The 14,446-nt window shown below is 45.2% G+C and carries 14 protein-coding genes and 1 riboswitch; of the genes, 7 read left to right on the top strand and 7 right to left on the bottom strand.

The features are described from left to right. Positions 1-2: 2 nt before the first annotated feature. From AC0L6N_RS10110 to AC0L6N_RS10080, 7 genes are all read left to right on the top strand, one after another. Positions 3-1,715 (top strand): bifunctional protein-serine/threonine kinase/phosphatase, encoded by a 1,713-nt coding sequence (locus AC0L6N_RS10110; RefSeq protein WP_473481008.1) that lies wholly within the window; start codon positions 3-5, stop codon positions 1,713-1,715. A gap of 488 nt (positions 1,716-2,203) precedes the next feature. Continuing rightward, positions 2,204-3,604 (top strand): CmpA/NrtA family ABC transporter substrate-binding protein, encoded by a 1,401-nt coding sequence (locus AC0L6N_RS10105; protein WP_473481006.1) that lies wholly within the window; start codon positions 2,204-2,206, stop codon positions 3,602-3,604. A gap of 52 nt (positions 3,605-3,656) precedes the next feature. Next, positions 3,657-4,646, top strand: a complete 990-nt coding sequence (locus AC0L6N_RS10100) for an ABC transporter permease (RefSeq protein WP_473481004.1) — start codon at positions 3,657-3,659, stop codon at positions 4,644-4,646. An 82-nt stretch (positions 4,647-4,728) separates the two neighbouring features. Further along, positions 4,729-5,583 (top strand): ABC transporter ATP-binding protein, encoded by an 855-nt coding sequence (locus tag AC0L6N_RS10095; RefSeq protein ID WP_473481002.1) that lies wholly within the window; start codon positions 4,729-4,731, stop codon positions 5,581-5,583. A gap of 193 nt (positions 5,584-5,776) precedes the next feature. Next, positions 5,777-7,009, top strand: coding sequence for an alginate export family protein (locus AC0L6N_RS10090; RefSeq protein ID WP_473481000.1), 1,233 nt, complete (start codon positions 5,777-5,779; stop codon positions 7,007-7,009). A 264-nt stretch (positions 7,010-7,273) separates the two neighbouring features. Next, on the top strand, positions 7,274-7,471 hold the full coding sequence (locus tag AC0L6N_RS10085; protein ID WP_006990913.1) for a hypothetical protein: 198 nt from the start codon (positions 7,274-7,276) through the stop codon (positions 7,469-7,471). A gap of 6 nt (positions 7,472-7,477) precedes the next feature. After that, positions 7,478-8,215 (top strand): SIMPL domain-containing protein, encoded by a 738-nt coding sequence (locus AC0L6N_RS10080; protein WP_473480999.1) that lies wholly within the window; start codon positions 7,478-7,480, stop codon positions 8,213-8,215. A 195-nt stretch (positions 8,216-8,410) separates the two neighbouring features. Here the strand turns inward: AC0L6N_RS10080 and AC0L6N_RS10075 are convergent, their stop codons facing one another. From AC0L6N_RS10075 to AC0L6N_RS10045, 7 genes are all read right to left on the bottom strand, one after another. Continuing rightward, positions 8,411-8,854 carry a hypothetical protein gene (locus AC0L6N_RS10075; RefSeq protein WP_473480997.1) on the bottom strand — a complete coding sequence of 148 codons (444 nt, stop codon included), beginning with the start codon at positions 8,852-8,854 and terminating at the stop codon, positions 8,411-8,413. Between the two features lie 136 nt (positions 8,855-8,990). Continuing rightward, positions 8,991-9,362 carry a glutathione S-transferase N-terminal domain-containing protein gene (locus AC0L6N_RS10070; protein WP_006990910.1) on the bottom strand — a complete coding sequence of 124 codons (372 nt, stop codon included), beginning with the start codon at positions 9,360-9,362 and terminating at the stop codon, positions 8,991-8,993. Positions 9,363-9,579: 217 nt separating this feature from the next. Further along, positions 9,580-10,131, bottom strand: coding sequence for a TMEM165/GDT1 family protein (locus tag AC0L6N_RS10065; protein ID WP_473480995.1), 552 nt, complete (start codon positions 10,129-10,131; stop codon positions 9,580-9,582). Between the two features lie 5 nt (positions 10,132-10,136). Continuing rightward, positions 10,137-10,324: riboswitch (yybP-ykoY riboswitch) on the bottom strand. Between the two features lie 37 nt (positions 10,325-10,361). Continuing rightward, the gene (locus AC0L6N_RS10060; RefSeq protein ID WP_473480993.1) at positions 10,362-10,784 is read right to left on the bottom strand and encodes a hypothetical protein; all 423 of its coding nucleotides are present in this window, start codon (positions 10,782-10,784) and stop codon (positions 10,362-10,364) included. Positions 10,785-10,977: 193 nt separating this feature from the next. Then, positions 10,978-12,231, bottom strand: coding sequence for an ABC transporter permease (locus AC0L6N_RS10055; protein ID WP_473480991.1), 1,254 nt, complete (start codon positions 12,229-12,231; stop codon positions 10,978-10,980). Positions 12,232-12,238: 7 nt separating this feature from the next. After that, on the bottom strand, positions 12,239-13,555 hold the full coding sequence (locus AC0L6N_RS10050) for an ABC transporter permease (protein WP_473480989.1): 1,317 nt from the start codon (positions 13,553-13,555) through the stop codon (positions 12,239-12,241). Positions 13,556-13,564: 9 nt separating this feature from the next. Continuing rightward, positions 13,565-14,308, bottom strand: coding sequence for an ABC transporter ATP-binding protein (locus AC0L6N_RS10045; RefSeq protein ID WP_473480988.1), 744 nt, complete (start codon positions 14,306-14,308; stop codon positions 13,565-13,567). Between the last annotated feature and the right edge of the window lie 138 nt (positions 14,309-14,446).

Genomic DNA, 14,446 nt, shown 5'->3' with positions numbered 1-14,446 from the left:
CCTTGGAAAAACTTAAATTAGAATTTGGCGGTTTTTCCAGTGAAGGGGTAAAGGCAGAAAATCAAGACGCCTTTGCCGCTTACTTACCCAAAGAGCCTGATTTAACCTCTAAAGGCGGCGTGGCCGCTATCGCCGATGGTGTTAGTGTTTGTACACGTGCTAAAGAGGCAGCTATCACCTGCGTTACCAATTTTATTCAAGATTACTACCAAACTCCCCAAACCTGGACGGTAAAACACGCTTCCGGCAAAGTATTACAAGGCCTCAACCGCTGGTGCTATGGTCAGCACGATTACGAGCACGGTGGTCACAGCCAGATGGTGACTACCTTCAGCAGTATGATATTCAAATCGACGACGGGGTTTATTTTACATTCAGGTGACACGCGCATTTGTCGCATACAAAATAATGATTTTGAGCAACTCACCACAGATCACGTATCACGACAAGGGCGCAATAATGTATTGACCCGGGCGGTGGGGATAGAGGCGCATTTAGACGTTGATTTTCGTACAGTCGAACTCGTCAAGGATGATATTTTCGTTTTAACGTCTGACGGGGTGCATGAATTTTTAAACAGCAAAACACTGGTTGATCTCATGACAGCCACGGATACTCCCTTAGAGCAGCGGGCTAAAAATGTTGTTAACGCAGCCATCGCCTCAGGCAGTGACGACAACCTAACGTGTCTGTTGGTCAAAGTGACTGAGCTGCCCAATGCCAGTTTAGATGAGCATTATCGACAAATTATGCATTTGGCCATGCCGCCAGCGCTTGAAGTGGGCATGAAGCTTGAAGGCTATCGCGTGGTACAAACGGTGTTTAATGGTACGCGCAGTAGCTTGTACAAAGTCGTAAACGAATCAGACGGCAAAACCTACGGCTTAAAAACGCCCTCACAACACTTTGTTGATGATCCTGTTTATCTCAGTGGATTTCTGCGTGAAGAGTGGATAGGCCAACACATCGCTCATCCAAATATTATGCGTATTCATAAGCGACCAAATGACGCGAAGTTTATGTATCATGTTTGTGAGTACATAGAGGGGCAAACATTACGCCAATGGATGCACGATAACCCCGTTCCGTCTATTGAGCAGGTGCGCACTATTATTCGCCCATTGGTGCTTGCGTTGCGTGTGCTGCAGCGCAGAGACATGGTGCACAGAGACGTGAAGCCTGAGAATGTGATGGTGGACGGTAACGGCGAAGTCAAACTGATTGATTTTGGTACTGTGCTGGTGAATGCTTTGGCAGAAACCAATTCACTGCCCCTTGAAAATATAGCCTTGGGCTCGGTTCACTACATTGCACCTGAGTATTTGCTTACGCAAAACAGTGATTACAAGTGCGATATGTTTTCTGTGGCCGTGGTGGTGTATGAAATGCTAACAGGGCACTTGCCGTTTAAAGCGTTTCGCTATCAAGATTACATCCCCCGTTCCTTCGATGAATGGGATTACCAGCCATTACAGACCTTTCGAGGTGATTTACCTCAGTGGTTAGACTTAACGTTACGCAAAGCGCTGCAGCCAAATCCGCTGTTTCGTTATGATGCGTTTTCTGAGTTTTTAGTGGATCTCTCCCAACCCAATCAGGCGCTAGTATCCGCTGCAAACAAACAACCTCTTATCAAGCGTAACCCGTTAGTAATGTATAAAGGGCTGTGCATTATTCAGCTGGTTATTATCCTGTATCTTTTGAGCTTACTTTAATTATCTTCCCCTTTTTAACGCATCTTTAGTAGCTGTTTCAGTGCCGTAATCAGAGCATCTATCAGGTTTTTTCTAGCAGCTTGTTAGCGATTTAGGTGCGCAAAGAGTGTGCAAATGGCGTGCAAAATTGCACCTATATGGTTTTAGTTAAAACAGCTCTTAATACTAACCTCCAGTTAAATCATTGTTTTTAATGGTTATTTTAAGTTGGCATTGTTGATGCTAAGAGGTATTTGCAATAAAACAATAAAAATAGGCATATGGGAAGTGCACTTAACGTGCATGCATAATTGCATTCATAAAGCATGTGTTTAAAACGCATGTATTTATAAAAATGTATTTATAGAGCATACAGCGCAGCATGAAACATATTTGTAGGTTTGCCATGACGGCGGAACTACAACCGGCAAAGTAGCCCACAAGCATCCAAATTTTGGATGGTTGTGGGTTTTTTTTTGGAAAGTTTTTGAACTGATACGGAGTAGGAAATGGTTAATAACAGATTGTTAAACTCGCTTGTACAGACCGTGAAATCGCTTCGTTTTGCAATGATTTCAGCAGTGTGCACAACAACGTTAGTTGGGCAGGGTGTGTCGGCACAAGAGTTAGGATGGCCAGAAAAAGAAGAACTAAAATTCGGCTTTATTAAACTTACCGACATGGCGCCGTTGGCAATAGCTTATGAGAAAGGCTACTTCGAAGATGAAGGCTTGTACGTCACATTGGAAGCACAAGCAAACTGGAAAGTGCTACTCGACCGCGTCATTGACGGTCAATTAGATGGTGCGCATATGCTCGCGGGGCAACCATTGGGGGCAACCATAGGGTATGGCACAAAGGCGGACATCATTACCGCCTTCAGCATGGACTTAAACGGAAATGCCATTACGGTTTCGAATGATATTTGGCAGCAGATGAAGCCAAATATTCCCAAGGAGAACGGCAAACCAGTCCATCCTATTAAAGCCGATGCCCTTAAACCGGTTGTTGATAGTTATAAAAAACAAGGTAAAGCATTCAAAATGGGCATGGTATTCCCCGTGTCCACTCACAACTATGAGCTGCGTTATTGGTTAGCCGCTGGCGGTATTCATCCGGGATATTATGGGCCGAATAATGACGTGAAAGGCCTGATTAATGCCGATGCTCAATTATCGGTTACTCCACCACCACAAATGCCGTCCACCATGGAAGCCGGCACTATTTATGGTTACTGCGTGGGTGAGCCGTGGAACCAGCAGGCGGTGTTTAAAGGCATAGGCGTGCCGGTGGTTACCGATTACGAAATTTGGAAAGACAATCCTGAAAAAGTATTCGGGGTAAACAAAGCATGGGCAGAAGCAAACCCAAATACCCATATTCGTGTGGTAAAAGCGATGATCCGCGCGGCTATATGGTTAGATGAGAAAGACAACGCTAACCGTCCTGAAGCGGTACAAATTCTAGCGAAAAGCCAGTATGTAGGGGCTGATGCAGAGGTGATTGGCAACAGCATGACCGGCACCTTTGAATATGAAAAAGGCGATAAGCGCTCAGTGCCAGATTTCAACGTGTTCTTTCGCCACAATGCCACCTATCCCTATTACAGTGATGCTATTTGGTACTTAACACAAATGCGTCGTTGGGGCCAAATCAGTGAGCAAAAAACTGATGATTGGTACAAAGACATCGCTAAGCAAGTGTATCGCCCTGATATTTATGCTCAAGCGGCGAAGTCATTGATTGCTGAGGGGAAAGCAAACGCAGCGGATTTTCCCGAATTTGCCAGCGAATCAGGCTTCAAAAAGCCACAAACACACTTTATCGACAATATCGTTTATGACGGCAGTCAGCCTAATGCTTATCTTGAAAAGTTCGAGATTGGCTTAAAAGGCGACAGCAAAATTTAATCGCAGCCAAAGAGGTTGGGCATGGCTCAACCTCGGCTTAGAGGAACATATTATGTCTAAAGCACAAACGGCATCGCTTATATTAACACCGGTGAAAAGCGTCAATATCAGCTTGGTTTCATCCTGGCTAAGAAATGCAGCATTGCCACTACTGGGGATCTTAATATTTCTCGGCTTGTGGGCAGTGCTTGCCAAAAACATTGATACATCACTGGGGAAGTTTCCAGGTCCAAGCGATGTGTTAACTCAGGCTCAAGTATTGATTGAAGAGCATGGGGAACAGCGAAGTAAAGCCAACGCATTTTATGAGCGCCAAGAGCAGCGCAATGCCGCACGGGTCGCCAAAGATCCCAGCTACAGTCCGACTATTCGTGCATTTACCGGTGCTCCGACTTTCTTTGATCAAATATGGACCAGCCTATACACAGTCACGGTTGGCTTCTTGATCGCCTCGGTTATAGCGGCACCACTGGGGATATTATGCGGCTTAAGTAAAGCCTCTTATGCGGCCATTAACCCGTTGATCCAACTGCTCAAACCTGTGTCACCTTTAGCGTGGTTACCATTGGTCACTATGGTGGTTAGTGCGGTGTATGTAAGCGATGACCCGATGTTTTCGAAATCGTTTATTACATCAGCGGTCACTGTGTCTTTGTGCTGCTTGTGGCCCACTTTGATCAATACCGCCGTTGGGGTATCAAGTATTGACAGTGATTTGATCAACGTGAGCAAGGTGCTCCGATTGGGACCTTTTTCACATGTGATGAAGATTGTGATGCCATCATCAATTCCAATGATTTTTACCGGTTTACGGTTGTCGTTAGGCATAGGTTGGATGGTGCTTATCGCTGCAGAAATGCTCGCGCAAAACCCAGGGTTAGGCAAATTCGTATGGGACGAGTTTCAAAATGGTAGCTCAGAGTCATTGGCTAGGATCATGGTCGCGGTATTAACGATCGGCTTAATTGGTTTTGCGTTAGACAGACTAATGTTGCTGCTGCAGAAACAAGTGAGCTGGGACAAAGGGGCGGTGCTGCGTTAACAAGCCTTGGCAATATCGCCACTGCTCTATCAGCGAGCTAAACCTACTTTTAAACAAATCGGCAACGATAAGGCAGACAATAATGACGCATAAACATCATTTAGAACTAACACAAGTAGGCATTGATTTTCCTACCCCAAAAGGGCCGTTTACGGCGTTAACTGATGTGAACTTGCGTATCAATAAAGGTGAGTTTATATCCCTAATTGGTCATTCAGGGTGCGGTAAATCGACAGTACTCAACATCATTGCTGGCTTACACAAAGCCACCAAAGGCGGGGTAATCTTAGACAGTCACGAGGTAAATGAGCCGGGACCTGAGCGCGCTGTTGTGTTTCAAAACCATTCCTTGTTGCCTTGGCTAACGGCGTATAAAAATGTCGAACTAGCGGTCAAGCAAACCAGTAAAGGTCGCAGTAAAGCAGAAATGCGCGACTGGGTTGAGCACAATTTAGAGCTGGTACACATGAGTCATGCGGTAGACAAACTGCCTGCTGAAATATCCGGTGGTATGAAGCAACGCGTCGGTATTGCCAGAGCGCTAGCCATGGAGCCTAAAGTGCTATTGATGGATGAGCCATTCGGTGCGCTAGACGCGTTGACTCGGGCGCATTTGCAAGACTCCATCATGGAAATTCACGCCGACCTAGGTAACACAGTGGTGATGATCACCCATGATGTTGACGAAGCGGTGCTTTTGTCAGACCGCATCGTGATGATGACTAACGGGCCGTCAGCCACCATAGGCGAAATTTTGGAGATTGAGCTTGCTCGTCCTAGAGACCGTTTGGCACTGGCAGACAACCCTCAGTACAACCACTATCGTCACGAAGTACTGACCTTCTTATATGAGAAGCAGCGCAAGGTCGAATCGGTAGCTGCTCACCGCAAAAAATCACAGGTCAATAACAAGGATAAAAGCGCGAATGTCGCCTAATACAGGCTAATGGCGATACGGGTTATCTGCCATTGATGTAAGTAGAACAAGTGGATAAACAGACATAAACGCTGAACAGAATGAACCTAGCCGCTTAGGCTGGCGAAAGGCTCTGTGCGACTAAAAAATCAAATATAAGCTCGACGTAACGGGCACAAACACATTTTACATCACACAATATTAAGGGATATACATGAGCACGCACATCGTAAAACTTAACAAAAAGAAATCTGCACTTGCGCTAATGGTTGGGTTGGTATGTGCTGGGGCGACCATGGGACAGGCACATGCAGCAGAGCAAAGCAGCATTACCAGCGCCTTAAAAGAAGGCACTGCAGCGGTTAACCTGCGATTGCGCTACGAAGATGTTGATCAAGATACCAACGATGCCAGTGCATTAACCTTGCGCACCATGCTTAACTATACCACTGATAGCTACAAGGGTTTTTCAGCCAAAATTGAAATTGAAGACACACGCATTGTATTGGGGCAGGGCGACTACACGGTGGGCCCAAGTGGCTATAATCCTGGGCAATATTCGGTTATCGCCGATCCAGAGCATACAGAGCTTGATCAAGGCTACGTGCAATACCAAAACGCCGGTGTCACGGCAAAGTTTGGTCGTCAAATTATCACCATGGACAATCACAGGTTTGTGGGGCATGTAGGGTGGCGTCAAGATTGGCAAACGTTCGACGGGGTGAGCGTAAAATACGTGGCCAATAAAGATTTAACCTTAAACTACGCTTATTTAAGCCAACGCAATCGCATCTTTGGCCAAGACGCTGATTTAGACAGCAAAGATCATCTCTTCAATGTTGGGTACAACACCGCATTAGGCAAATTAGTGGGTTACAGCTACTTGTTAGAAGTTGATAACGACATTGACAATTCACTGGATACCTATGGTTTTAGCTTTAATGGCGGCACAAAAATAGCGGATACTTCAGTGTTGTACGGCATTGAATATGCCACCCAGAGTAGCGAAACCGCCACCACTGATTTCGACGCTGATTACTTGATGCTAGAAGCAGGGGTGAAACTGTCGGCAGTGACCTTAAAACTTGGTTACGAGTCATTGGGCTCTGACGATGGCGCATATGGCTTTTCGACGCCACTTGCTACTCTGCACAAATTCAATGGATGGGCTGATACCTTCTTGAGTACCCCAGCAGAAGGGCTGGTGGATGTGAGTGTTTCTGCATCCGGCAAATTGGCAGGTGGTGGATGGTCTGTGATTTATCATGATTTCAGTGCCGATAAGGACTCAAGCACGGTTGATGATTTAGGCAGTGAGATTGATTTCAGTTATGTGCGTAAATTTGAAGGCGGCTATGCCACGGGTATCAAATACGCTGCTTATTCAGGGGACAGTGGCCGTCAAGATACTGATAAGTTGTGGGTTTGGGCAAGTGCTGCATTCTAAACGCGATTCTAGTATCACTATCTGACGGTTTTGAACGGACCTCGTTTTTACGCTAAGTGTTCAATACCTAAATAAACCACAAGCGAGCCAGAGGCAAGCCAGAAGCAAGTACGTGCGTCGTTAAATGTTTAGCGGCGTCCAACTTGCTTTTTTTTCATCATATTATCCTAAAGTCGTAAAAAAGCAGCGCGATTGAATTAGCTTTGATAAGCTAGGGTACGAACGCCATTTCGCACGCTATTTTTATTAATTTCAAGGATATATATGTCGGAATTTGAATCCATCGCCAATACAAGCTCTTATTTTGTTGGCTGGTTTACCCTCGCACTGATTAACGCCGGTTTAGCACAAGGCAAAGGCCGTAATGGTCTTATTTGGTTTATCGTATCTTTGTTTGTGGGACCCTTTGCGACGTTACTGATAGTCGTATTCGAGAACCTTAATAAACAACGCCATTTTTAAGTTCCGATGAAGAATACCCAGGACGTGAATACCCAGAGCAAAGGCGCAGCTTTTATATTAGGCACGTTTTTGTGTGCCGGGTTGGTTGTACTGGGTTTTCAGATAAGCAGTGCGGTAATCGAGTACCGCCAATTCGAGCGCAGTGTCACAGTAAAAGGCTTATCTGAACAGGAATATCCCGCAGACATTGTCATTTGGCCAATTCAATACACGGTAGCGGATAACTCACTTGACGCACTTTATGCATCGATTGAAACCAACACCGGTCTCATTTCAGACTTTTTACGTCAACATCACATACCACAGACTGACATCAGCGTTTCTGCGGCGGCCATTACCGATAAATCGGCCCAGCAATACGGCGGTAATGCCACGCCCACCTTTAGGTTCACCGCTGTACAAACAGTGACTGTCTATTCTGGCAATATCAGTTTGGTGCGCGAGGTCATGGGGAAGCTAACTGAGCTGGGTAAAAAAGGCATAGTACTTAATCAAAATAACTATCAAGCCAACGTCGAATATATTTTCACACGTCTAAATGATGTTAAACCTTCGATGATCGAAGAAGCCACCACAAAAGCCAGAGAAGTCGCCGAAAAGTTCGCTAAAGATTCAAACAGTGTGCTTGGTAAAATAAAACGTGCCTCACAAGGGCAATTTAGCATTACCGCGAGAGATAGAAACAACCCCCACATTAAAAAGCTGCGAGTGGTGTCAACAGTAGAATATTACCTGTCTGATTGATGGCATTTTTATCTCAGGGATGGCACGACATTCTTAATGTCTTTGTGCCGTTTTCATTGGCTAAGGGATTTTTGCATCGCTTCTAGCTTGATTTGAAAAACAGGGTTGTGAAGGACCTAAGAGCCGTTAACCTCAAATTTACTCTTATGGAATATATTTGTTCTGATAACTGACTTGCGAAACAGTTATTGTCAGCTATGGATCCTGTCGCCATAACCGCATTGTACCTAATAAATAAAATGTACCGTAGATGCAGCATACAATGGAACTTACCATCCAAAACGTCATTGAATTTTGGTGAATAACGGGATTCGTGGTAAAAAAAGGAACGACCAAACCAGCGCCCCCACGCACCAAGTAAATAACGCTAATGGCGACTAAACACGTCTTGATAAAGGGCAATTTAAAGATTAACCCTGCACCAGATAAAGCATAAAGCCCCCAAACTGATAAGACTGTCGCGATAACCAGTGTCACAATGGTTGGGTATGAGTCTCCATTAGCAGCCATTTGGGCCATGTGCTCACCAGCTCCAAAGAAACGATACCAGTCTGGGCCTCCATAAATGCAACTAACGTGAAGTAGTGCTGCAAAAAAGCTCAAGTAGCCAGCGCTAACAAGTAAATTATTCCTTTGCATTTATACCCTTTTGGCCCTTAGGCATATTACATTACTACTGCATAACACCGTCTAACAGGCTCAGCATATTGCCCAGATAATTCTTGACCTCAGAAATGCCTAAGTTATGCCGCTTCTTCTTTTAGCCTTTAATTATTTAGGCAAATTTTTGCTGTAAATAATTAATGATTTCAGATGACTCGTACATCCAGGTGTCTTGACCGTCTTTTTGAATACGCAGGCAAGGCACTTTTACGGCACCGCCGCCTTGTAATAAGGCTGCTCTGTGCTCTGAGCCTTCTTTAGCGTTACGCTTTTGCATAGGTAAATTCAGTTTGTGTAACGCTCGGCGCGTTTTGATGCAAAACGGGCAGGCGTAAAACTGATACAACGCATAATTGCTTAACTCGGCTTCTACTTTAGCTTGTGCTTCAGGACTGCGTTTCTGTTTGCGAGGGCGGGTGATTAAATCAATTAAAATGATCAATCGACCTAAGGCTTCGCGGATAAACTTAATAATAAATTTCATTTCTTGTACTTAACTCTTTCATTTAACCCATTGAACCAATCGGCGCATTATAAGCATTAATGCCGCTAAAAGAGAGCCAATAATGATAACAAAACATTTCACCTATTCTTGCGATGCTTTAAGAGCAGCAGCTGATTCAATTAAATGGAGTCCATTAATTTTTTGCCAAGGACTCATTATTGAATGAAATTAGTCTTAATAAAACAGCACGAGCATCTCAAAAAAATCCGTACACACCTATCGCAATAAATACTACTGCTGCAAGCACACGGGTCAGGGAGAATGGAATGTGCTGCATGATGTAGTTACCTGCAAATACCACTGGTACATTTGCCAATAACATGCCGAGTGTAGTTCCCATGGTTACCCATACAAAGGATTGGTACTGCGCGGCTAACAGTACTGTAGCGATTTGGGTTTTATCTCCGATTTCAGCGATGAAAAACAGCACCAACGACACCACAAACGCGCCATATTTATCCAAGCTTGTATTTGGCGCATCGTCTTTATCGGGAATAAGCAACCACAATCCCACTGTGATAAAGCTGGCGTTGATGATGGTTTGACCCATATCGCTGGTGAGAAACTGGCTTATCCAACTCCCAAACCATGCGGAAATGCCATGGTTAAGCAAAGTAGCGATTAAAATGCCGGCGATGATTTGCCACGGCTTTTGCAAGCGAGTCACGAGAAGTAAAGATAAAAGCTGAGTTTTGTCGCCCATTTCGGCAAGGGTAACGGTCAGCGCTGAGGTAAATAAGGCGTCCATTTGAAGATACTCAAGCGGGATACTAAACCAAAGGCAAATAGTCGCCTCCCGCAATGGGGCGCTATTTGCCTTAGGTCTTGCCGATATCAACAAATGTGCATGTTAATACGAAACTGCCATAAGCCATGAGGGCTCAAGTATGTTGACAGTCTCACTCGAATGAACGAGCGGGCTACTCCCCTAAGACGCAGGGGAGATTAGCGAAATAATTTCAATTCTTCAAGCATTACCTATCCAATATCACTGTTTCTTGAGGTCAATGAGAATCCACTCTGGGATAGCCAAGCTAATGCTAATGATGTGCTCGAAAAGATAGCCACCGTGTCTTTTTTCAGATTATTGCCAAGATATTTTTCGAGAGTAAAACGTTTAATTTGGGCGAGCTCTTCACCAACAACAAAAGCTAAATGAGATCGATTATGCGTTCTGGCCCAACTTTCAATCTCTATCAAAGTGTCATCTATTTCTAAAGCGCTTAGTTCCCATTTTTCGGCCAAAATAATGTTACCCCACGGAGCTCCGCAAAGAGGTGTTATTTGCTCTCTGACTTCCTTAAACATTTTGCGATACATGACCTTATCTATGGTTCCGGTAATTTCGGTAACAAGAATATTGCCATCAAGGGCGATGTAGTGAGTAGCGGATTGACGCATTCGTTACCTATATGCAACAGGGTTGCGACTGATGACTAAGAGGCAGCTAAAAGCTGTCATCGAGGTACTATATTATTGCGTAAGGTGGGTGTTAACGCCAAGACAATAATCCATCTTGGCTGACAAATGTGATCAATTTATCAATGCGACCTCGTCATCTTTAACATGACGAGGTTGAAGTGCTATTCATAGGCTATGCGTTTCTCGTGGCTAGCGCCGGGGGAATGTTTGCTGCCTTTTTAGCTGGGCCATATACGGCTAATTGCCCCACAACCCAAAGCGCTAGCATGCCTAGAGGGATGTAATACCAAGTCATTGGGTTTAGGCTGAAAACGTCTACCAGCACGATATTCAGCCCTATGGTGAACATTGCGCCCAAGACCACACCCACAGTACTTATTAGCAAGTTTTCTAACATAAAGTAGCGAACAATCGCTTGCTGACTGGCGCCTAAGGCTCGACGTGTGCCTATCTGTTTTTTACGTTGATTCACGCTAAAGCTTGCTAGCCCCACAATGCCAAGGCCAGTGACAATGACCAAGACCACCATAACCGTTACCAAAATTCGGATCATTGCACTGTTGTCGCGATAGGCGCGAACTCGCGTTTCGTCAATGCTACGCATATCTCGCACAATACGACCCGTGTTACTTTTCGCTAGCAGGCTTTCCACTTCGGTCATAATGCGGTCACGTTGGCCGGGTTTGGTTCGAATGAAATAGCGGCTCGTTTCAGCATCGCGAATTTCTGGGGTCAGTATCACATTATCGACGTTGTCCCAGCCCACCCAAGGCGCTTGCAATTTGTCGATAATGCCGGTGATTATCATGGGTTCGATATCGTTAATGTACACCGTCTTACCCAGTGCCCCTAAGCCATCATCCGGGAATAAACGATTCGCCATAGCAAGTGTGATGATCACTTTATCTGGCCAGTGGTTTTGACTCACAACACGCGTCTGAATGTCGGTTGGGCTGAAGTTTTCACCAGCCACTAACGCCACATCCAAGGTGTTTAAAGCGTGTTCGTCGACCATATAGACAGCGCTGCCCGTGCCATCAAACTCGGCTCCAGGCTGGGTTTGTAAGCCCATTGACCAACCACTGTTGCTCATTGGAATGGCGTTGATTTGAATGGCATCCACCACGCCTTCAAGAGATCTAATTAAGTTTAAGTCTTCTTTGATCGTCACTAACGTGTTGAAGTCATGGGTAAAGCCAACGCTTGAAAGATAAAAACTGTTGGCTTCATCGATACCACTAGGGCGCTTCATCTGTTCGCTGCGCTCATGAATAATATAGATAGCGTTAACGACTATGGTCATGGTAAAGGCGATTTGCAAAGCAATCAGTATGGCGCCGACTTTGTTTCGCAGCAGTGCTCTTAATATCGGGCCCACTTCCCAGTTTTCAGCGAAAAAAGACTGCTCTTTTAGTTTATTCATCATTCAATCCTTATTGACTTTTAAGCTGACTAGCAGGGACTATGTTGCATGCGCGCCACGTTGGGTAAAGGCCAGCACAAACACTGGCAAATAACGACAACAGTAGTGCAGTAACAATCATGGTGCTGTCCAATGTGGCTAAATCATTAAGCTCATCGCCGTAAAGGTGGCGAATGCCCACCAAGCCGAGCAGGGCAAGTAATAAGCCCATTGCTCCACCCGCTAAACCAACCGCGCCGGTCTCAACTGTATACTGTAAAAATAAATCTTGTTTGGTCGCGCCCACCGCTCGGCGCAGGCCAATTTCAGCAGATTTCGCGCTGAACTTAGCCAGTTGCAAGCCTATGGTATTGAGCAAGCACACAATTAAAAACATGAAAGACAGCCACATCATAATTTGAGCGTCATCAGCCACGACTTCCTGGTCGTCCATCCACTGCATCACATTGAGTAATTGATTGTTTAGGGGGCGAGGGAAGCGGCCAAGTTTTTTTTGGTCATTCACGTAATTGTTCAGAAATGTCAGATACGCTTGTTTATCTTGCTCGGTTTCAAGCTCTACCCACATTTGAAAGTTAATGCATTCTGATTGTAAAAATGCCTGAAAGCCTTCCCCTTCGGGGGATTTCCAGCAGTTGGTATTGCCCCAATTTGGCAGCTCAAGTTCTTGCTTTAGATAGAAGGGCATAAATAGATCTTCGGGATCGTCAAATGCGCCGTTGTTAACGTCATAAAATTTTGGCAAGGGTTGCCAAGCATCGAGTACGCCGATAACGCGAAACGATTTGCCGAAGATGATGATGCTTTTACCCACGGAGTTTTCTCCGCTAAACACCTTGTCATTCGTCTCTTTACTCAACACGACAACCAGTTGGCGGTCTTCGTCGGCTTTTTGGTCCCAGCTGTTTCCATATTTAAAGGGCACGTTAAACATAGGGAAAAAGTCACTAAAGGCTAAGCGGATCGAGGCCTCGAACGGATTTATGTCCGGATTATCAGGCTGAATAATGGCCCCAGATTTGGCCATGGCGGTTTGCCGAAAAGCTTTCTTCGCCGTCGTAAGGTTAGTGGCTTCTGTCCAGGTCAGCTGATTAGGCGGGGTGTTTGGCTCATCGTTAAAGCCAGTATTGGGGTCCCAGCTGTCGACTTGTACATGAAATAACTGGCTGCTTTTTTCAGGGATAGGATCCCCAGACATCAAGTAATTGACTGTGACTGTGGTCATGCTTGCACCGATGCCAAGGGCGATAGCCGCAATCATTAACCCTGTGAGTATCGGATTACGTTTGAAACTGTTAAAGGCAAGTTTTAGGTAATAGTTAAACATGGGACGTCCTTATTTAACCAGAGCAACAGCAGGGCCGGTATGTGTGGTCGCCAGATTTGGCATATCGACTTTGGTGACAATGGACTCATTCATTTCACTGACCTTGCCGTCACGCACATGTATGTTGCGCGTTGCTTGCGTTGCCAAACCCGCATCATGGGTGACCATAATGATGGTGGTTCCATTGGCATTGATGTCTTTGAGTAATGACATAACGCTCTGGGCCATATTGCTATCAAGATTCCCTGTGGGTTCATCAGCGAGTAAAAATCGTGGCTCGCCGGCCAGCGCTCGCGCGATGGCAACGCGTTGTTGTTGTCCACCTGATAGTTGAGCTGGAAGGTGTTTCATGCGCTTGGCTAAGCCGACCATCTCAAGGCTATTTTCGATACGTTTTTTTCGCTCTTGGCGATTAAACCCGCGATAGCGCAGGGGCACATCAACGTTATCAAATAAGTTCAGGTCGGGGATGAGGTTAAAACTTTGAAAAATAAAACCTATTTTTTGATTGCGCAGGCGACTGCGAGCGGCATCGTTTTGGTGACTGATATCAACGCCATCTAGTTCAAAGCGGCCCTCTTCGAACGTCTCAAGCAGCCCGGCGATATTCAAAAAGGTGGTTTTACCTGAGCCTGAAGGGCCGGTCACCGCAACGAAGTCACCTTCATTTACTTGTAAGTTGAAATCACGTAGCGCGTGAGTTTCAATTGAGTCGGTACGATAAATTTTCTTTATGTCAGTCATGGTCAGCATGATGTTGTTCCCTGTATGTGTAAACGTTTTTACCGCGTATTAGTGGGTGTTTGTTTATGTCTTTTTAAATGAGCTTTCGTGTTATCTTTTTTATGAATTCGTGTGTTTTCGGTGTCTAAATTTTTATGGGCGCTTTGT

Source organism: Paraglaciecola sp. G1-13, from assembly GCF_055809255.1.
This window is presented reverse-complemented; position numbering and strand designations above follow the sequence as displayed.